The organism is Glaciihabitans sp. GrIS 2.15, assembly GCF_035984695.1.
Classification (GTDB): Bacteria; Actinomycetota; Actinomycetes; order Actinomycetales; family Microbacteriaceae; genus Lacisediminihabitans.
On sequence record NZ_JAXCHU010000006.1, the window covers coordinates 206,665 to 225,521 of the forward strand.

The 18,857-nt window shown below is 62.9% G+C and carries 17 protein-coding genes; 4 read left to right on the forward strand and 13 right to left on the reverse strand.

The genetic code is table 11. The features are described 5' to 3' along the window. Positions 1–85: 85 nt before the first annotated feature. The 3 genes from RCH11_RS10725 to dut are packed head-to-tail and all read right to left on the reverse strand — an operon-like array spanning position 86 to position 1,919. Entirely contained in the window at positions 86–805 is a 720-nt protein-coding gene (locus tag RCH11_RS10725; protein ID WP_327056981.1) for a DUF3159 domain-containing protein, read from the reverse strand. Between the two features lie 5 nt (positions 806–810). Then, complete coding sequence (locus RCH11_RS10730) at positions 811–1,449, reverse strand: DUF3710 domain-containing protein (protein ID WP_327057049.1); 639 nt, start codon at positions 1,447–1,449, stop codon at positions 811–813. 26 nt (positions 1,450–1,475) lie between these two features. After that, complete coding sequence (gene dut, locus RCH11_RS10735) at positions 1,476–1,919, reverse strand: dUTP diphosphatase (RefSeq protein WP_442789041.1); 444 nt, start codon at positions 1,917–1,919, stop codon at positions 1,476–1,478. 103 nt (positions 1,920–2,022) lie between these two features. Here dut and RCH11_RS10740 point away from each other — a divergent pair, with 103 nt between their 5' ends. Then, complete coding sequence (locus tag RCH11_RS10740; protein WP_327056983.1) at positions 2,023–2,502, forward strand: DUF3093 domain-containing protein; 480 nt, start codon at positions 2,023–2,025, stop codon at positions 2,500–2,502. 16 nt (positions 2,503–2,518) lie between these two features. On the opposite strand, the gene RCH11_RS10745 is transcribed toward RCH11_RS10740, so the two are convergent. Then, on the reverse strand, positions 2,519–2,812 hold the full coding sequence (locus RCH11_RS10745) for a DUF4193 domain-containing protein (RefSeq protein WP_327057050.1): 294 nt from the start codon (positions 2,810–2,812) through the stop codon (positions 2,519–2,521). 200 nt (positions 2,813–3,012) lie between these two features. On the opposite strand from RCH11_RS10745, the gene sepH reads away from it, so the two are divergent. Beyond that, the gene (gene sepH, locus RCH11_RS10750) at positions 3,013–4,113 is read left to right on the forward strand and encodes a septation protein SepH (RefSeq protein ID WP_327056984.1); all 1,101 of its coding nucleotides are present in this window, start codon (positions 3,013–3,015) and stop codon (positions 4,111–4,113) included. Here sepH and RCH11_RS10755 read toward each other — a convergent pair. Next, a complete protein-coding gene (locus RCH11_RS10755; RefSeq protein WP_327056985.1) occupies positions 4,110–5,267 on the reverse strand; it encodes an alkaline phosphatase family protein in 1,158 nt (385 codons plus the stop codon). The two genes, sepH and RCH11_RS10755, sit on opposite strands and share 4 nt — an antisense overlap. A gap of 12 nt (positions 5,268–5,279) precedes the next feature. Between RCH11_RS10755 and RCH11_RS10760 the strand changes: the two genes are divergently transcribed. Continuing rightward, entirely contained in the window at positions 5,280–7,742 is a 2,463-nt protein-coding gene (locus tag RCH11_RS10760; protein ID WP_327056986.1) for a DNA gyrase/topoisomerase IV subunit A, read from the forward strand. Between the two features lie 688 nt (positions 7,743–8,430). Here RCH11_RS10760 and RCH11_RS10765 read toward each other — a convergent pair. Next, a complete protein-coding gene (locus RCH11_RS10765; RefSeq protein WP_327056987.1) occupies positions 8,431–10,530 on the reverse strand; it encodes a DNA gyrase/topoisomerase IV subunit B in 2,100 nt (699 codons plus the stop codon). A 223-nt stretch (positions 10,531–10,753) separates the two neighbouring features. Here RCH11_RS10765 and RCH11_RS10770 point away from each other — a divergent pair, with 223 nt between their 5' ends. Beyond that, positions 10,754–10,990 carry a DUF7455 domain-containing protein gene (locus tag RCH11_RS10770; RefSeq protein WP_327056988.1) on the forward strand — a complete coding sequence of 79 codons (237 nt, stop codon included), beginning with the start codon at positions 10,754–10,756 and terminating at the stop codon, positions 10,988–10,990. A gap of 80 nt (positions 10,991–11,070) precedes the next feature. On the opposite strand, the gene RCH11_RS10775 is transcribed toward RCH11_RS10770, so the two are convergent. The 7 genes from RCH11_RS10775 to RCH11_RS10805 all read right to left on the reverse strand — a co-directional run bounded on the left by RCH11_RS10775 (position 11,071) and on the right by RCH11_RS10805 (position 18,855). Beyond that, complete coding sequence (locus RCH11_RS10775; RefSeq protein WP_327056989.1) at positions 11,071–12,114, reverse strand: alanine racemase; 1,044 nt, start codon at positions 12,112–12,114, stop codon at positions 11,071–11,073. Then, on the reverse strand, positions 12,111–12,782 hold the full coding sequence (locus RCH11_RS10780; RefSeq protein ID WP_327056990.1) for an alanine racemase: 672 nt from the start codon (positions 12,780–12,782) through the stop codon (positions 12,111–12,113). The genes RCH11_RS10775 and RCH11_RS10780 overlap by 4 nt, the downstream gene beginning before the upstream one ends. 31 nt (positions 12,783–12,813) lie before the next feature. Further along, on the reverse strand, positions 12,814–13,581 hold the full coding sequence (locus RCH11_RS10785; protein WP_327056991.1) for a type 1 glutamine amidotransferase: 768 nt from the start codon (positions 13,579–13,581) through the stop codon (positions 12,814–12,816). Next, positions 13,578–14,927 carry a MurT ligase domain-containing protein gene (locus RCH11_RS10790; protein WP_327056992.1) on the reverse strand — a complete coding sequence of 450 codons (1,350 nt, stop codon included), beginning with the start codon at positions 14,925–14,927 and terminating at the stop codon, positions 13,578–13,580. The genes RCH11_RS10785 and RCH11_RS10790 overlap by 4 nt, the downstream gene beginning before the upstream one ends. Positions 14,928–14,935: 8 nt before the next feature. Continuing rightward, positions 14,936–16,429, reverse strand: coding sequence for an RNA polymerase sigma factor (locus RCH11_RS10795; protein WP_327056993.1), 1,494 nt, complete (start codon positions 16,427–16,429; stop codon positions 14,936–14,938). A gap of 91 nt (positions 16,430–16,520) precedes the next feature. Beyond that, the gene (locus RCH11_RS10800; protein ID WP_327056994.1) at positions 16,521–17,879 is read right to left on the reverse strand and encodes an MFS transporter; all 1,359 of its coding nucleotides are present in this window, start codon (positions 17,877–17,879) and stop codon (positions 16,521–16,523) included. A gap of 46 nt (positions 17,880–17,925) precedes the next feature. Then, positions 17,926–18,855, reverse strand: coding sequence for a proteasome assembly chaperone family protein (locus tag RCH11_RS10805; RefSeq protein ID WP_327056995.1), 930 nt, complete (start codon positions 18,853–18,855; stop codon positions 17,926–17,928). Positions 18,856–18,857: the final 2 nt, after the last annotated feature.

The window sequence follows — 18,857 nt, forward strand, 5'->3', positions numbered from 1 at the left end:
GGTATCGCACCGACATCAAAACTGTCTTGATGTCAAGATAGTTTAGCATGCAGGGGCAGTCACATCGGGGCAGTCGTATCAGTGCCTAGCGAGCGGTCTCGGACCCGTCGTCTGGAAGACGCCCGTACACGGCCCGCACGAGAAGCCAGGTCACCCAGAGCATTCCCGCGTAGAGCGGCACCCCGAGGATCAGCTTCGCGCCGGCGAGCAACTCGGCATTTTGTGCCAGATAGAGCGGGACCTCCACCGCGAGACGAAGCGCGAACAGTGCCGCCCAGAGCCAGGTCGTCAGATAGAGCACCCGCCGCTTGGCCTTCGCCTTCCGCCACCCGAAACTGTCATTCGTGAGAAAACCGAAAATGACCCCGATGAGCGGCAACCGAATCAGGATGCTCACCAGCAGCACGGTGAGGCTCACGACGTTGATGACGATCCCGGGGATGAAGTTTGCTTCTGCTCTGCCGGTGATGAGCGCGAGTAGTGCGGACAGCACGATTCCCGCGATCCCGGCGAGAGCCTGCGTGACCGGCGTTTTCGTCGCCAGACGCACGAACACAAACACGACGGCGAGAGTGACCGGCGCGAGAACGGAGAAAATAAGGCTCTTCGTGAGGGTATAGATGATCAGGAACCCAAGCCCCGGGAGGATCGATTCGACCAGCCCGCGCAGGCCCCCAACCGCTCTCAGAAGCGACCCAGCGGTCGGCACTTCACCCGGCGCGACCTGGCCGAGACCGCTCTTGCGCATGGCGTCCGCGAACGCGTCGCGGAATCCTGTCGGCGGGGACTCGTCGTCGACTGCCAACAGACTCAGGCGCCCGGCGAGAAGGGCAGGTCGTCGGCGGGAGCAGCCGTCTTGGGCATGTGAAGGGGGATGAGGTCGCGGGGCGGCATCGGGGTCTTCCCACGCACGACAACCACGCTTCGGAAGAGATCCTCTATCTTCGACGCGGCCTCCTGGTCGACGGCGCCATCGCCGGCGATCACGCCACGGAGGAACCACCGTGGCCCATCGACTCCGATGAAGCGAGCGAGGCGGGTCGAATCGGGTTGGCCTGGCATCGTCGCGGGGATCTCCGCAAGCAGCTCCGGTCCGAATGGACCGACCGACAAACGCGTGGTCCCGCCCTGCTTCGCGATCTGATCGGCGATCTGGTCGCGGATCTCGTGCCAGAGACCCGAGCTCCGCGGTGCGGCAAAAGGCTGCACCTGCAGGGTCGAACCGGCATAGTCGAGCCCGACTGCCACCACCCGCTGGCTGCCTTCCTCCACCTCCAGCCGCAACTGGAGCCCCTCCCTCGGCAGGATTTTGACCCCGCCAAGGTCGACATAGGGCCGCACAGGGTTTGCTTCGGACTCGTCGAGCGGACCTTCCGACTCGCGATCGGCCGGAGCCGACTTCCGCTGCTCATCCGAAAGACTCGACTCGGTGCTATCGATCGGCTCGATATCGCCTGACGGCGAATTGGTGTCGCTCACAGGAGCTCTCCTTTTGGGTCGTCGTTAAGTGATTCACTGTCGATAGTCGTGTAGCCGGTCGACCCGAAGCCGGACCCTCCTCGCTGGCTACCGGGCAGCGTGGAGACGGGGATGAACCGCGCCTTCGTCACCGGCATAATCACAAGCTGGGCAATCCGATCACCGACCGCGACAGAGTACGGCACGGAGCTGTCTGTATTCAGGAGAGTGACGCTGATCTCCCCCCGAAAGCCGGCGTCCACTGTACCCGGGCTGTTTACGATGGTGATTCCGTGCTTCGCCGCGAGCCCGCTGCGCGGAACGACGAACGCGACATAGCCATCAGGGAGGGCGATCGCAACACCGGTCGCAACGGTTGCGCGCTCCCCGGGCGCGAGTTGCACGGCCACAGCCGCGGTGAGGTCGGCGCCAGCGTCCCCGGGGTGCGAATAGGCGGGCATCCGATCAGCGACGATCAGTACTTCCACGGTTTGAGCCACCTCACGAGGGTAGTGCAGAACGACCGCGCTGTCTGAGCACCGGAAAGTCTGATCGAATAGGGCCATGACGGTGAACAGCCCTGACGGCCCGAAGACGATCCGCACACTTTATCGCGAACGAATCTGGCCATCGCCCTGGGTGTTCCTCTCGACCGCTCTCGTCATCCCGGCCAGCTTGCTGGTCTTCCTCCCGATCAACCTTCTCGCTGGCGTGATCGTCGCCATCACGCTCTACGGGGCGATCGTGTTGGTTCTCGTGGCAACGTCCCCGGTGATCTCGGTCTCACTCAATGAGCTTGTCGCTGGTCGGGCGCGCGTGCCGGTCGATCTCATCAGCACAGTTACAGCGTTCGACGGCGAGGAGGCGACCCTCCAGCGCGGCCGTATGCTCGACGCTCGAGCCTGGCTTCTGATCCGCGGCTGGGTGTCTCCCGTCGTGAAGATTGAACTCTCCGACGAGAACGACCCGACTCCCTACTGGATCGTGTCCACCCGGACTCCCGATGCGCTCGTTGCCGCGGTTTCGACAGCGAAGGCGCCCTAGAAGCACCGAAGCGGGGTCAGGCCGCGCATTCCTGGCAAATCAAGCCAAGCTTCTCTTCGTGGTCCAGCTGGGAGCGATGCTTCACGAGGAAACAGCTCACACAGGTGAACTCGTCGGCCTGCGGTGGCAGCACCACGACGTCGAGATCGAGGTCTGAGAGGTCTGCGCCCGGGAGTTCGAACCCTCCGGGGTTGTCGGCGTCATCGACGTCGACCACGCCGGACATCTTGTCCGGGACGCGCTCCTTCAGAGCCTCGATCGACTCAGAGTCGTCGTCGGTCTTACGAGGTGCGTCGTAGTCGGTTGCCATGCTCATCCAGTTCTTGAAAATATCGATTGGTCTCAATCGGCGGCCACAGTTTGCATCATTAGTTTGCGAATAGCAAACCACTACCAAATAACCGTGAGTCCGACTTCTGTGCAACTTGCGGCACGCCCGGGATATTCCCCGGATTTAGAGACTGGCCGTGCGACTCTATAGACGGTAAATGACCGCGAGAGGCGTTCAGTATGCAAGACCTGAGAGTCATCGGAGTGGAGAACGGCGCACTCCTCGTCGCATCCGACGAAGGTACCAAGTACCGCATCGCCATCGACGAAGTGATGCAGTCAAAACTTCGACAGTCGATCCCGGACCCAGGATCCGGGCGGAAGCTGGCGCCGCGCGAAATCCAGGCCCACATCCGGTCAGGGATGTCGGCGCAGGACGTCGCATCCATCACCGGTGTTCCGGTCGACTACATCCGGAAGTTCGAGGGACCGGTGCTCGCCGAGCGCGAGTTCGTCGTCAACTCTGCTCTCGGTGTGCCGGTGCACACCGCTATGGAAACTGACCCCCTCGGTGATGGGTCAACCTTCGGCACCGTAATCCGAGAGCGTCTCTACGATCTCGGGGCGATCGATGAGCGGTGGGCAAGCTGGAAAGAGGTCGGCGGAGGCTGGGTCGTGAAACTCGCTTTCAACACCGAGCAGACCGAGCGGGATGCCCGCTGGCGCTTCGACCCAAAGAAAGCCGCGCTCTCCCCGCTCAATAACGAAGCCATCACCCTCTCCCAACAGGGAGACCCCTCCGGAGCCCTTGTGCCCCGACTGCGCGCCGTCGGGGATGAAGAACGCCAGCCCGACCAGTCACGCTTCGACAGTGGCGCGTTCACCAACGAGGAGCTTGCCCAGCAGGAGCCGGCCCCGCTCGGCGGCCGTCGCGAGGGAGTGTCCCGTCTCGAAGCAGTCCCCTACGGCCGCCTCGATGACGCGCCCGCCGCCGTCTCCGATGCGGCTATCAACCGCGCGCCGGTCACCGACGAGCCCGAGTCCAACCAGACCGCAGACCTGCTGGAGGCGCTCCGGCGTCGACGCGGGGAACGCGAATCGGCTGGCTTCGGTAACGAAACTTCGGGCTCGGATTCCAAGTCTGCGCATCCGTCTACTGGCACTATCCGCCTCGTCGACGTGCCTCTCGATGTGTTCGGAGACGAGAACGACGATCGCCCCGGCAACACCGCACCCCAACCGAATGTCTTCCAGCCTCGTGCCTCCTCGCGGAAGGGCCGAGCGGCAATGCCGAGCTGGGATGAGATTGTCTTTGGTGCGCGGTCGGACGACGACCTCTAAGCTCTCACCCCCTGTGCTGCGGCGAACGCGCCGAATCGCAACAGGGGAATCGCGAGTTCCTCTGAGGACCAGGACCCGTGTTGGCCGACCATGCTCCGGCCGGTGTTGGTTACAACTCTCGAGTCGTAGTACGCGATGCTTTTGCGTGCCGCGACGATGATGTCGCCAATTCGAGGAATCACCTCAAAATCCACCGTTGGCCCGAACCATCCCGACTCAATCGCCTCAGCGCGCGACACGATCCAGGATCGTGAGCCCTCGATCTCCCGCCAGGAGGCGAGCACTGTCGCGCGATGATCGCTCGTGGCGTCGGGCTCGAAGTAAAGCTGCAGTGCCCGGGGTTCACCGCCAATAAAACGAATACCGTCGATGAGACGTGGCTCGGAGTCGAACAGCACCTGGGAATGCTCCGACACATCGAGCACCCCATGGTCGGCTGTTAAGAGCATCCCCTCACCCCGGCCGAGCATCGGCACGAAAGAGCGAACAGACCGGTCAAGTTCTTCCAGCGCAGTCGTCCAGAGCGGGGACTGCCAGCCAGCGGAATGGCCGGCCTGGTCCAACTCGGGCACGTACAGGTAGATCAGTCCGCGATCGATCTCGTCGAGAACACGACGCGCCTCGTCGAAACGCTCGGACATCGTCCCTCCACTGCGATACTCGGCCCCCCGCAACACCGCGCGGGTGAATCCGGAAGACCGGTAGCGCTCGGCGCCTATCGCGAAACTCGGGATACCGGCATCCCGAGCTTTCTCGAACAGCGTTGGCACCCGCTGCCAGGTCGCCGGATCGAGGCGGTCGTCCCATCCGCTCAGCTGGTTCACGATGCGGTCATTGACCGCGTCGAGCACACGATACCCGACGAGCCCGTGGATCCCAGGGGTCTCGCCCGTGGTGAGCGAGGCAAGCGCCGATGCAGTGGTTGACGGAAAGCGCGCACCGATCGTGGACGCCGCGGTGAGCATCGGAGCAAGGGTGCGGGCGTGACCGGCGCGGGCAGTGAGAGCGGATGCTCCGAGGCCGTCCACGAGCAGTACGATCGCCTTTTCGACCGGCGGGAGAGACAGGGGGTTCGCCTCGTGAGAAATTGCGAGAAGTGAACTTGGAACGACATCGGCAAGGCTGAACCGGTGCGATTTGGTGGCCGGTAGCATGGGGGCAATCCTATGACTACTCCCGAAATCCCCACCGCAGAGCCCCGTGGGGAACGCATCGATATCGTCGACGTCTCCACCGAGATGGAGGGGTCGTTCCTCGAATACGCGTACTCCGTGATCTACTCCCGGGCCCTTCCGGACGCACGCGACGGCCTGAAGCCGGTGCAGCGTCGCATCCTCTACCAGATGACCGAAATGGGCTTGCGCCCCGATCGTGGGCACGTCAAGTCGGCGCGGGTCACCGGCGAAGTCATGGGCAAGCTGCATCCGCACGGCGATGCTTCGATCTACGACGCGATGGTGAGGCTCGCCCAGAGCTTCATCCTGCGTGTTCCGCTGATCGATGGGCATGGCAACTTCGGCACCCTGGATGACGGGCCGGCTGCGCCGCGCTACACCGAAGCCCGCCTTACCGCCGCCGCAATGGCCATGACCGAGGACCTCGACGAAGACGTGGTCAATTTCGTGCCCAACTATGACAATCAGTTGACCCAACCGGAGGTGCTGCCGTCGGCCTTCCCCAATCTGCTGGTCAACGGCGCATCCGGAATCGCAGTCGGTATGGCGACCAACATGGCACCGCACAACCTCATCGAGGTCGTGGGCGCAGCACGACACCTGATTGCGCACCCGGACGCCTCGCTCGACGACCTCATGTCGTTCGTGCCCGGCCCCGACTTGCCGACCGGAGGCACGATCATCGGCCTCTCCGGAATCCGCGACGCCTACGAGACAGGGCGCGGCAGTTTCCGCACTCGGGCGCGAGTATCCGTCGAGAACATCACCGCACGCAAGGCAGGACTCATCATCACCGAGCTGCCCTACATGGTCGGCGCGGAGAGGGTGATCGAGAAGATCAAGGACGGAGTCAACTCCAAGAAGCTCAACGGCATCTCGGATGTCACGGACCTTACCGACCGCAAACACGGCCTGCGCCTCGTGGTGGGCATCAAGACCGGATTCAGCCCGGATGCCGTGCTCGAGCAGCTCTACCGCTTCACCCCGCTCGAGGATTCGTTCAATATTAACAACGTCGCCCTCGTGGATGGAGGGCCGAAGACTCTTGGCCTTCGTGAACTGCTTCAGGTCTATGTCGACCACCGCATCTCCGTCGTCACCAGACGCAGCCAGTTCCGCTTGGCGCGCAAGAACGAGCGGCTGCATCTCGTCGAAGGCCTGCTCGTGGCCATCCTCGATATCGACGAGGTAATCCAGGTGATCCGCGCGAGCGATGACGGCGAGCAGGCCCGAGTGCGGCTGATGGATGTCTTCGACCTCAGCCAGATCCAGGCCGAGTACATCCTCGAACTGCGATTACGTCGACTCACCAAATTCTCTCGAATCGAACTCGAGGCGGAGCGCGACCAATTGCTCGCCGAGATCGCCACCCTTGAACAACTGCTCACCGGCCCAGAGCGCGTGCGCCAGCTGGTCTCCGACGAGCTGGAGGAGGTCTCCGAGCGCTTCGGTACCCCACGCCGCACACTTCTCACCGAGGCGCGACCGCCGGTCGGGACAACAGTCGCCGCCCGGGCTGCCGCGGCCGTGCTGGAGATCGCGGACACGCCCTGCCTGGTGTTCCTGTCGACGACCGGGCGGGCCATCCGTGTCGACCTGTTCGATGGTGCCTCGGAGTTGCCGGAGCGCGCTGCCCGGCGCACCAAGCACGATGCGATCCTGTCGTCGATCGTGACGACCAGCCGGTCAGAGATCGGCGCGGTCACTTCGCTCGGGCGGCTCATCCGTCTCACGCCTGTCGACCTGCCGGTCGTACCGGAGAACTCGATCCAGCTCGCCGCAGGCACGCGGATCTCGGACTACCTCGCTATCGACGCCAAGAAGGAACGGGTGCTCGCGCTTGTCTCGCTCACATCCTCTGATGCGATCGCTATCGGTACCCGGCAGGGCGTGGTCAAGCGGTTAACTCCCGGAGACTGGGCCAACCGGCCCGAGTTCGAGCTGATCGCGCTGAAGCCGGGGGACGCGGTGGTTGGGGCGCGCCAGTCCGCGGAGACGGATGATTTGCTCTTCATCACCTCGGAGGCGCAACTCTTGCATTTTCCCGCATCGACGGTGAGACCGCAGGGGCGCTCCGCCGGTGGAATGGCTGGCATCAATCTTGGCGCGAAGGCCACCGTAATCTTCTTCGGCTCGGTCGACCCCACAGCTGAGGTCGCCGTAGCGACAGTGTCGAGCAGCAGCGCGACTATCGCCGGGATGGACTCCGGACGGGCGAAGGTCTCGATGCTGTCCGAGTTCCCTGGCAAGGGGCGGGCGACCGGTGGTGTGCGAGCCCACGCCTTTCTCAGAGGCGAAGATATGCTCTCCGTGGCGTGGGCAGGGCCGTCCCCAGCGCTCGCTGTGGGAACTGATGGCGGGGTGCGGACTCTTCCGGATGCCGGTGCCAAACGCGACGCATCGGGCACGCCGCTCGAGAGTATCGTCGAGTCGATCGGCGCCCCGATCCGTTGAGCGCTGCGTCGATCGTGACTTCCCGCGGTACGAACTCCGGTGCCGTCTCCTGCGCGAAATGCAGGACTCCGCGTGACAGGAGTGACGGGAGCGCCTCATCCGCAACACCCGTCACACCCGATCCTGCATTTCGAACACGGCTGGATGCGCAACACGGCTGGATGCGCAACCTGCTGGCGCGCTGAACACATCCTGCGCGAAATGCAGGACTCCGCGTGACAGGAGTGACGGGAGCGCCTCATCCGCAACACCCGTCACGCCCGATCCTGCATTTCGAACAGGGCTGGATGCGCAACGGGGCTGCACGCACGACTGGCTGGTGCGGTGAACAGAGGTACGCACGACTGGCTGGTGCGGTGAACAGAGGTACGCACGACTGGCTGGTGCGGTGAACAGAGGTAGGCACGACTGGCTGGTGCGGTGAACAGAGCCGCGCGAAATGCAGGACTCTGCGTGACAGGAGTGACGGGAGTGCCTCATCCGCAACACCCGTCACACCCGATCCTGCATTTCGAACAGGGCTGGATGCGCAACAGGGCTGGATGCGCGACACGGCTGGATGCGCAACAGGGCTGTGCACAACAGGTGCGGAAACCTGCACGCGCAACAGCGCCATGCGCTGGACAATCCGGTCTGCACACCGAATCGGGGGCCGATCGATTGGCAAGCCTCACGGATGCGTCGCCGGCTACACGTCGATGCGTTCGCGTGACAGCCCGTCCGACCCCGCAATGATGAAGTCCTTGCGGGGGGCGACATCGTTGCCCATGAGCAGCTCGAACACTCGCTCGGCGTTGACAGCGTCGGTGATTTGCACGCGACGGAGCGTGCGGTGATGCCGGTCCATGGTAGTGGTTGCCAACTGGTCGGCATCCATCTCGCCGAGACCCTTGTAACGCTGGATCGGATCCTGGTAGCGCTTGTTCGCCTTCTTGAGTCCGGCGAGCACCCCGTTGAGCTCGGCTTCGGAGTAGGTGTAGATCGTCTCATTCGGCTTCGTACCCGGATTCATCACGATAACCCGGTGCAGTGGCGGCACCGCGGCGTAGACGCGTCCGTCGCGGATCATGTCGGGCATGTAACGGAAGAACAGAGTGAGCAGCAGCGTGCGAATGTGCGCGCCATCGACATCCGCATCGCTCATGATGATCACCTTGCCGTACCGCGCGGTCGCGAGGTCGAAGCTGCGGCCGGAGCCGGCGCCAATCACCTGGATGATCGAAGCGCACTCGGCATTTCCGAGCATGTCCGACACGGTGGCCTTCTGCACGTTCAGGATCTTTCCCCGGATCGGGAGCAAGGCCTGGTATTCGCTGTCGCGGGCCAGCTTCGCCGTTCCGAGCGCCGAGTCGCCCTCCACGATGAAGAGCTCACTATTGGCGACATCCGAGCTTCGGCAGTCAACGAGCTTCGCCGGAAGGGACGAGTTCTCGAGGGCATTCTTGCGTCGCTGGGTTTCCTTGTGCGCGCGCGCCGAGATGCGGGACTTCATCTCCGCAACAATCTTGTCGAGCACGAGAGCCGACTGCGTCTTGTCGTCGCGCTTCGATGAGCCGAACTTCTCCGCCATGGTCTTTGCCACCACTGCGGCGACTAGGTTTCGAACTGCGGGAGTTCCGAGTATCTCCTTCGTCTGCCCCTCAAACTGTGGCTCAGGCAGGCGCACGGTCAACACCGCCGTGAGGCCGGCAAGCACATCGTCCTTCTCGATCTTCTCGGTGCTGTTCGCGCCCGTACCGACCTTGAGCCGTCGCGCGTTCTGTTCGACCTGCGCGCGGAGAAACTTGAGCATTCCCGCTTCGAAACCGGCTTGGTGAGTGCCGCCCTTCGGGGTGGCGATGATATTCACGTAGCTTCGGAACACCGTCTCGTACCCGGTGCCCCAGCGGAGGGCAATATCGACCTCGCACTCGCGCTCAAGCTCGGTTGCGACCATGTGGCCCTTGTCGTCGAGCACGGGAACGGTCTCGTGGAACGTGCCGGAGCCGGTCATTCGCCAGGTCTCGGTGAGGGCACTGTCCGGGGCGAGGAAGTCGACGTACTCAGCGATGCCACCGTCGAAGCGAAACAGTTCATGGGTGGGCTCGGCGCCACGCTCGTCGGTGATGTCGATGCCGAGGCCACGCACCAGGAATGCGGTCTGACGCGCACGGGCCGCGAGCTCCTCCGTTTGGAAGGTCGTACCGCGGCTGAATATTTGCGGATCCGCCCAGTAGCGGATCCGGGTGCCGGTGACACCGCGAGCTACCTTGCCGACCACGCGCAATTCGCTCTTGTTCTCGAACGGGGTGAACACCGCGTCCACTCTCGGCCCCTCGGCGGTGTCGGCAAAGATGCCGGGCTCACCACGGTGAAATGACATCGCCCAAGTCTTGCCATCGCGGTCAACTTCGACATCCAGGCGCTCTGAGAGAGCATTGACGACGGATGCACCGACTCCGTGCAAGCCCCCGGAGGCGCCATACGAACCGCTGCCGAACTTGCCGCCGGCGTGGAGTTTGGTGAACACCACCTCGACTCCAGAAAGTCCGGTTTTCGGCTCGATATCAACCGGGATACCCCGGGCGCGATCACGCACTTCTACACTGTTGTCCTTGTGCAGCACGACGCTTATTTTGTCGCCGCTGCCTCCAAGCGCCTCGTCGACAGAATTGTCAATGATTTCCCACAGGCAGTGCATCAGGCCCCGCGAGTCGGTGGATCCTATGTACATGCCGGGACGCTTGCGTACGGCCTCGAGTCCTTCGAGCACCGACAGGTGTCGTGCGGAATAGTCTGAGCTCGCCACGTGAATCTCCTTCGTGGCGCCGCCGTCATCGTCAGAGCAGGGAATGGTTGGTGGCCGGGCCGGGTTCAACACTAATGACAGCGGATGCGCTCGCCGGCATCCGACACCCCCACGACTGGGTGCGTACGCGTACAGCGAAATACGCAGGTTTTGTCGTCGTGATTCAACACAGCCGTGTTTGTATAGGAGGAACAAGTTATTGATAGGAAACGAGGAGCAACTCATGACTCAGAGTGCACCCGACACGACGTCGGTGGAAATGCTCGACGCAAACCACCAGCTCACCGCATCGGACCGTTGTGACAGCTGTGGCGCGCAGGCGTACATCCGAGTCGCCATCGGTTCAAGCGAACTGTTGTTCTGCGCCCACCACGGCAAGAAGTACCAGGAGAAGCTAGCGACCATCGCTAGCAACTGGCACGACGAGTCGGACCGCCTGCTTCAGGGCAACCGCTCCTGATTTCATTTTCCGCCCGTGATCTTTCAGCGCCCTCGGTTATACCGGGGGCGCTGTGTTGTCTCCTCTTAGCGAATGAGACGTCACTCGAGGAAGCGGCGGCGGATGCGCGGACTCAGGCGGGTGACGATCTCCTCGCCGATCGTGCCGAGTTGGTCTGCCCACTCCTGTAGCGTCGGCTCAGCGGCCGTGCCGCTACCGAAGAGCACTGCAGTATCACCGAGTTGAATGGGGGAATCCCCTGTGTCCACCGTCAGCCGGTCCAGTTGCACCGAGACGACCTCGAATCGCGCTCCGTTAATCGAGACCTGCACCGTGCCCACAGCCGAGCTGGGGATTCCGTCACCGTAACCAATTCCGAGGGTCGCAAGGCCCTCCTCCTTCGCGATTACCGGTGCGGTAAGCGTCATTACCGGTTCGAGCCGGAGCGAAGACGGGCTGACCCCCCCGCCAGGCGAGATTCCGTAGGAGAAGGCGCCGATCCGCACCAGGTCAAACCGAGAATCGGCGCGACCGAACGCGGCGGCACTGGCCGCAAGATGCCGCACGGTGACGCTCGTTCCGAGTCTCTCCGCGACCGCGATCGCCGAGCGGAACCGCTCAATCGCCACGGTGTCGTCGCCGTCGGATGCCTCCGCGATATGAGTCCAGATACCGACGAGCTCGATGCGGTCAGATAACGCGAGCGAGCGAGTCACCAGGCCTGGCCAGTCCTCGATGCTGGCGCCGTTTCGGTGAAGGCCGGTGTCGATCTTGAGGTGCACCCGCGCCCGACCGGACACGCTGGCCCGCGCAATCGCCTCCAACTGGCTGAGTGTCGAGACCCCGAAGTCAAGCTCGGCCTCGATCGCCCTGCTGTAGTCCTCGTTGGGCCCGAGTAGCCAGGTGAACACGGCCACATCGCGCGGGATACCGTTCTCCCGCAACTCGAGGCCGGTTTCAATGTCGAGGGTACCGATCCAAGCGACCCCGGCCGCGACGGCCGCGCGCGCAACCGGCAGGAGACCGTGCCCATAAGCATCCGCTTTGACGACGGCCATCAGGGCGGCCGGAGCGACCCTCTCCGCGAGCCGAGCGAGGTTACGTCGGTAGGCGGGGAGGTCGATCGTGGCCGTTGGCCCATTCATCGATACACCCGAGGCAGGTGACTGCCGAAGACGGAGACGATCTCCGCACTCGGGCGCCCGAGGCTTTTCGCCCAGTCCCAGACGGCAGGCTCGCCAGTGGAAGGGTCCCCGAAAACGACCGCCTCGTCACCGATCAGTGCCGAGTCCTGCCCGATATCGAGCACAAGGGCATTCATCGCCACGCGACCGACGATGCGACGCAGCGCTCCACGGAGTCGGAGGGATCCTCTGTTGCTCGCGATGCGATCCAGGCCATCGGCATATCCGATTCCCACGAGCGCGAGATTGGTGCGCGAGATCGCGGTCCAGGTATATCCGTAAGAGACGCTTTCGCCGGCGTCGATGGTCTTTGTGCCCACCACCAAAGCGCTGACCCGCATCGCCGGCTTCAGCTCGAGATCCGGCGAAAGTCCATAGAGAGCCGAACCCGCAGAAACGAACTTCGCATCGGGGCCCAACGACGCGGCGGAATCGATGTCAGGTGCACCGGCACCACCATCGACGGCGGCGCCAATCACCGCAGTGAGGCCATGACCGTAGGCATCCGCCCTGACGTCGGCCACGACGATTCGAGAACCGGCCCGGCGAACGAGCACGGCCGCGTTGTCGCGGATCGCCAAGAGATCGATGCTCGCACTGTGAATGCGTGAAACGGGCAGTATCGTCACCTTTCGGACTGAACAAACGATGCTCGAGAACCTAGATCCTTGAGAATACGTGCTTCGCGTGGGCGATGATCACTTCTCGGGCCCGCGTGGCGTAGTGCTCGAGGCTTTCGTTCAGCTCTGACTGAACAACGGTGAATCCACGGCGCTTACCGATCGACGCGATGATCGCATCGGTGATCAGCGGATTGAGGGGCAATACCGGGCCACCGACCTGCGTACCGATTGCGATCGTGCCGCTCGCTACGGTGCCGACGGTACCCGTGTCGAGGACGCCCTCGATCGAACCCTCGCCATTGCCGCTTCCGGCGTCGAGGATGCCGAGGGGCTTTGCGCCGGTATCAAGTGTCCAGCGAGACGCATTGTCTTCGAACCCGACGATCTGGCCAAACGGCGAACCGACGATCACATAGCCAACCGCACGAGTGGAAATGCGTGTCACGCAGAACGGCAGGATGCCGAGCCCCTCGAGCGAGGTGCCATCGATGAGAGTGATCGAATGGCTGAGTAGCTCGGCACCGGACCCGTAAGCGAACACCGACACGCCGCTCGCGCGGAGCGCGCGAAGCCGGTCACCGTTCGCCAGCAGGTCGGCATGGATGTTTCGCATCGCCGACAGCGGTCCGTTACCGACGATGACAAGGTCTACATCCGTCGGGAGTTTAGATCCAACCTCGTGGGCGACGACAGTAACGGAATGCCCAGCGTGCGTGAGTCGGGCTGTCAATGCCATGACATTACCCCGGTCACCGGCCACGCCGAGCTCGTCGGGATAGAGCTGCACGATTGTCAGGTCGCTCATCGCTGGTTTTCCATTTCGAGGAAACCGATCTGCTTCCGCGCAAGCATCATAATCTCATAGTTGACGATCCAGGTCTTGAGCCCCGTTGACGGCCGAGCAAGCGCACGCATGATGTCGATCGCCTTTTTGAGGTCGGGTTCGACAGCGCCGATGGCGATTCCTTCGTGCTCAAGACGTAGGGCGATCTGCCAGGCCTTCGCACCGGTAATCACGTCGACGTGGTCGAGCGCGGCGAAGTCGATGTCGTAGATCCAGGAGATGTCAGGCGTCCCCTCGTCGATGGCGAGCAGCACCTGTTGCGGAGGCTCTGGAAGCGCATCAAGGTTGAGCTGAAGGCTCGCGGCGTTCTTGAACATCACGAATTCGACCTGTTCGTTGACGCCATCGCGGTTTCTGAAGTCGAGCAGCTCGCCCCGGCCGTAAGCGGGCTTCATCGCGGCGAACGCCGCGGCCGAGGACGCACCATCAAAACGATCTCCGAGGATGACCGCCGCCGTGGCCAGCGCCGCCGCCGCGTCGATCGCGTAGTGGAGGCCCTTGGCCGGAAGGGTCACGTCGACCGGTGTGCCGTCGACGATGATTTTCGCTCCCACGCGATCGGTAGCCACCAGTTCTGCCAGCGCATGATGAGACTCGGGCGCGACGGTGGCATCGCGGTAATCCGTGGCGTTGAACAGGCCATGGGGCGCACTTGCGATGACCTCCCGCGACGCCCCAAAGTAGGTGATGTCCGGCGCGGTTGTTTGGTCCCCGTCGGAGTAGCGTCGAGCGATCTTCGAAAGATAGGGATCTTCGCGATTGGTCACGACGTGCAGAGATGCCTGCTGGGCCGTGTCGAGCATCATGTCAGCGACGCGCTCGGTCTCATAGAACCGGTAGAGCTGGTCGACCTGGGTATTGAGCACCAACACGGTGGACGGAGGCACAACGGCGGCGAACTCAAGCGCAAACGCCTCATCCACCTCGAGCACTCCGATGTCCGCATCGAGCCGACCGAGCACGCTGGATTCCCCGAGGATCGACGACGCGATGCCCTGCGGCAGGTTAGCCCCGGAGGGATTGGTGAAGACCTTCAGACCGTGCCAACGCAGTACCTCGGTCAGCATATGAGTCGTCGTGGATTTGCCGTTGCTGCCGAGGACGTAGACGATGCCGTAACGAAACTGGCTCGTGACATCCCGGAGGAAGTTCGGCGCGAGCTTCGTCGTGACGTAGCCGGGGAAGGCGGACCCCCCACCGCGAAGCTTCGCGAGGGCGCGCACCGCCTTCCCCGCGACAACCGGAAGGAAGTACTTCAGCCCGTTGGGTACACGCTGCCGTGCCGTACTCGATTGTGACTGGCTCACAGCGCGGTTTACTCGAGGTAATCGCGCAGTGACTGCGACCGTGAGGGGTGCCGAAGTTTCGCCATTGTCTTGGACTCGATCTGACGGATACGCTCGCGCGTGACCCCAAATGTGTCGCCGATCTGGTCGAGCGTCTTCGGCATGCCGTCCCCGAGTCCGAAGCGCATGCGGATCACGCCGGCCTCACGCTCGGAGAGCGAGTCGAGCAAGGACTCGAGCTGTTTCTGCAGCATCGTGAAGCCAACGGCGTCCGCGGGAACGACCGCCTCGGTGTCCTCAATGAGGTCACCGAACTCGCTGTCGCCATCCTCGCCGAGAGGCGTGTGGAGGGAGATCGGCTCGCGACCGTACTTCTGGACCTCGATGACCTTCTCCGGGGTCATGTCGAGCTCGCGACTCAACTCCTCAGGAGTGGGTTCGCGACCCAGATCCTGAAGCATCTGGCGTTGGACGCGCGCGAGCTTGTTGATGACCTCGACCATGTGCACCGGGATACGGATGGTGCGGGCCTGGTCCGCCATGGCGCGGGTGATGGCCTGTCGGATCCACCACGTGGCATAGGTCGAGAATTTGAAGCCCTTGGTGTAGTCGAACTTCTCCACGGCACGGATGAGACCGAGGTTGCCCTCCTGGATGAGGTCGAGGAATTGCATTCCGCGGCCGGTGTAGCGCTTGGCGAGCGAGACAACCAGCCGGAGGTTTGCACCGAGCAGATGGCTCTTGGCCCGCTGCCCGTCCTTGGCAACCCACGAGAGTTCGCGACCGAGCTGCGACTTGAGCTCTGCTGGCGTCATGTCGGCAAGTTTGTCTTCGGCGAATAGTCCGGCCTCGATACGCATGGCGAGCTCGACCTCTTCCGCCGCGTTGAGCAGCGCGACCTTCCCGATCTGCTTCAGGTAGTCCTTGACCGGGTCGGCAGTCGCGCCGGTGATGGCGGACGAGTAGACCGGTACCTCGTCTTCGTCATCCACTAGGGATAGTACGAGCGCACCCGACGGCAGCACTTCGGCTGATGCGGCTTCCTTTTCGTCGTCCACGTCCTCAGCTGTGTCGTCCTTGGAATCGTCACCCTTAGAGTCTTCTACGACGACGACTTCTGCTTCTGCTTCGTCGTCGGGGCCACCCTCTTCGTCCTCGGGTGCCGCTATTTTCGTTCCACGCTTGACCGGCGCCTTCTTAATCGCGGCCTTCGCCGCAACCGGGGCCTTCGCAGCGGCGGTCTTCGCAGCGGCGGTCTTGGGAGCCGCTTTCTTCACGGGCGTCGCCGTCTTCTTTCCGGGCGCGACGGCGGTATTGGCGAGGTCGACATTGACCCCAGTGGTGATTTCCGCTTCCGCAATCGCGGAGGTTTTGGTTTGGGTGGCCATCTGGACACCTTTCACTAGTTTCTCTTTAGGCGTTACACGCCCATCACTGGTAGGACTACTCTCGCCCATTGCGCTGATCCAACGGGTTTTTCGGGCAGCACTAAGACCCATGTCAAGTCTTTGCGCTTCGCACATTGCAACTGGCTACGAAGTGTAAGAATCTGAACGGGCCTTACCGCAATTATTGCACGGATTCACGATCACCCTTGCCAATTCGACTAGATCGCTATATAGAGCGACCTTTTCGCGTGCGGCGTGTCCACGACCTTGCCAGTGAAACCCACAACGGGGCCACTTCTATTCCCTCGTCGGCGTGCAATTGGAGGCGCGTGCGTCGCCGCGCCCGGATGAGAAACACCGTTCCGGCGCCGATCACGAGGTACTGCACGAGCAGCGCGATTCGGAAGGAGTCCCAGGCGAAGACGTCGCTCGCACCACCCCCAGAGACCCGTGCAGTATCCGCTATGTCGAGAACAAGCCCGATCAGGTACATCATCACGAAGCTCGCGAGGAAGCCACCGACGTTGACAACTCCACTCGCCGAGCCGAGACTTCGCATCGGATTGAATGTGCGCGCAAAGTCGAAACCGATGAGAGAACCGGGACCCCCGATGCCGAGCACGATGACGAGCGTGACCACAAGCCACCCGGGAGGATGACCCGGCCAGAGCAGCACCGTCGACCAAACAATCCCGATCATCGACACGATGCCGAGCACCAAATTGGAGCGGCGCAGGGGATAACGAGCGGTGAGAATGCCCAGTATCGGCCCGCTCACCACTCCGGCCGCGACGATGAGCGTGAGCAGCCCCGACGCCGCGCCCGGCGAGTAGCCGAGCCCGGCGGTGAGCATTGGGAATCCCCAGAGCAGGGAGAACACAGTTCCCGACGACTGGGTGACGAAGTGCGACCAGAAGCCGAGCTGCGTGCCCGGGCGAGCGAGGGATTCACGCAACTGTCGAAAGGCTGCCGGCCAGCTAGCGGCGCGGTCGGATCCAGCCTCCTCCGCGACTCGGATGGGGACGCGGCCATTGGACAGGAGCATGATGACGAGCACCGCAGCGATGAGAGACAGGGCTGCCGCAGACAGGAAGGCTGGCGTCCACCCGTATTGGTGCAGCAGGAGGGAAAGCGGAATTGCGGAGAGCACCTGGCCAAGCTGGCCGATATTTCCGGTCCACTGGGAGACCTGGGGAAGGAGTCTGCCTTGGAACCAGGAAGCAAGCAAACGGATCACGGAGATGAAAGTGAGCGCGTCGCCCGCACCCACAAGGATGCGTCCGAAAATAGCGATGCCGATCGACGGTGCGACGGCGAGAGTGAGCTGACCGCCGAGCATCAAGACCGCACCGACAGAGATCAACGCCTTGGGCCCCACACGATCAAGCAGGACTCCGGTGGGGATTTGAAGACCGGCATAGACCACCAGCTGCACCACGGCGAGACTCGACAGCGCCGACGCAGAGATATCGAAGCGATGAGCGGCCTCTATGCCGGAGACACCAAGGGAGGTCCGCTGCATCACCGCAACGATGTACGCGAAAACCGCGACGCTCCAAACAAGCCAGGACCGCCGCGAATTCACCTGTCCACTGTAGCCCGGGGTACCTCACCCTCCGGCGGAGCGCACACTAGCGAGAAAACGGCTCGTTGTCTTCGCCGTTGTGGCGGGCGGCGAGGAAGCTTTCGAGTTCCGCAGCGATCTCGTCGGCCGAGGGCAGTTCGCCGTCAATGTCGGTGAGTGGCGACCGTAACGGATTGCCCTCCATATAGGAATCGTGTCTCTCTTCGAGACTTCCCACCAGGCGCGCGAGCTCCGGGTTAATCTCGACCTGGCTGTCGATCTTGGAGAGGAAATCACGGCCGTCCTCGCGAAGGGAATCAGTGGGGAAGATGAGCCCGGTGGCGGCGCTGATCGTCTCCAAGGCCTTCACCGCGGCATCCGGAAACTCCGTATCAGCGAGGTAATGGGGAATCAACAAGACGAAACCCGCGATGGGGTGCAACTGTTGCTGCAGACGGTACTCAACCAGGTGCAAAGCATTGGCCGGTACCTGGGTGCGCGGCTTCCAGATCGACATCGCGTCGATGAGTTCGGTGCGGTTTCCGCTCACGGTCACGCCAATGGGGCGGGTGTGGGGCACAGGCATCGGGATGGCGTGTACCCAGGTCGTGGTCTTGACCTTGTAGCGCGCGATGAGTTGTATCACCGCCGCGCTGAATCGCTCCCACTGAAAATCGGGTTCAAACCCGGTGAGGAAGAGAAAAGGCTGGCCGATCTCGTCGGTCGCGAGATATAGCGCGAGTTTAGGGGGCCGATAGTCAGCGAGGTGGTCCTGATCGAAATAGACCGTGGGACGACGAGCGCGATAGTCCAAGAGAATGTCGGCGTCGAAGGTCGCGAGCTCCCGGTGATCCACCCTGGTCACGAGATATTCGCTCAACTGGGTGACAGCCGAACCTGCGTCGGCAAACCCAGTGAGGCCCGCGACGAGATGAAGCCCTTCCGGAACGTCGTCAACGGCCGGATTCAGCTCGTAAAGACCGTCGGAATTCTGCATGC

Bases quoted from the DNA above. Each gene is read 5' to 3' on its own strand.
- dut (WP_442789041.1), bottom strand. From the start codon at position 1,919: ATGCCCGCCTATTCGCACCCCGGGGACGCTGGCGCCGACCTCACCGCG.
- RCH11_RS10740 (WP_327056983.1), top strand. From the start codon at position 2,023: ATGACGGTGAACAGCCCTGACGGCCCGAAGACGATCCGCACACTTTAT.
- RCH11_RS10745 (WP_327057050.1), bottom strand. From the start codon at position 2,812: ATGGCAACCGACTACGACGCACCTCGTAAGACCGACGACGACTCTGAG.
- sepH (WP_327056984.1), top strand. From the start codon at position 3,013: ATGCAAGACCTGAGAGTCATCGGAGTGGAGAACGGCGCACTCCTCGTC.
- RCH11_RS10755 (WP_327056985.1), bottom strand. From the start codon at position 5,267: ATGCTACCGGCCACCAAATCGCACCGGTTCAGCCTTGCCGATGTCGTT.
- RCH11_RS10760 (WP_327056986.1), top strand. From the start codon at position 5,280: ATGACTACTCCCGAAATCCCCACCGCAGAGCCCCGTGGGGAACGCATC.
- RCH11_RS10770 (WP_327056988.1), top strand. From the start codon at position 10,754: ATGACTCAGAGTGCACCCGACACGACGTCGGTGGAAATGCTCGACGCA.
- RCH11_RS10775 (WP_327056989.1), bottom strand. From the start codon at position 12,114: ATGAATGGGCCAACGGCCACGATCGACCTCCCCGCCTACCGACGTAAC.
- RCH11_RS10785 (WP_327056991.1), bottom strand. From the start codon at position 13,581: ATGAGCGACCTGACAATCGTGCAGCTCTATCCCGACGAGCTCGGCGTG.
- RCH11_RS10795 (WP_327056993.1), bottom strand. From the start codon at position 16,429: ATGTGCGAAGCGCAAAGACTTGACATGGGTCTTAGTGCTGCCCGAAAA.
- RCH11_RS10805 (WP_327056995.1), bottom strand. From the start codon at position 18,855: ATGCAGAATTCCGACGGTCTTTACGAGCTGAATCCGGCCGTTGACGAC.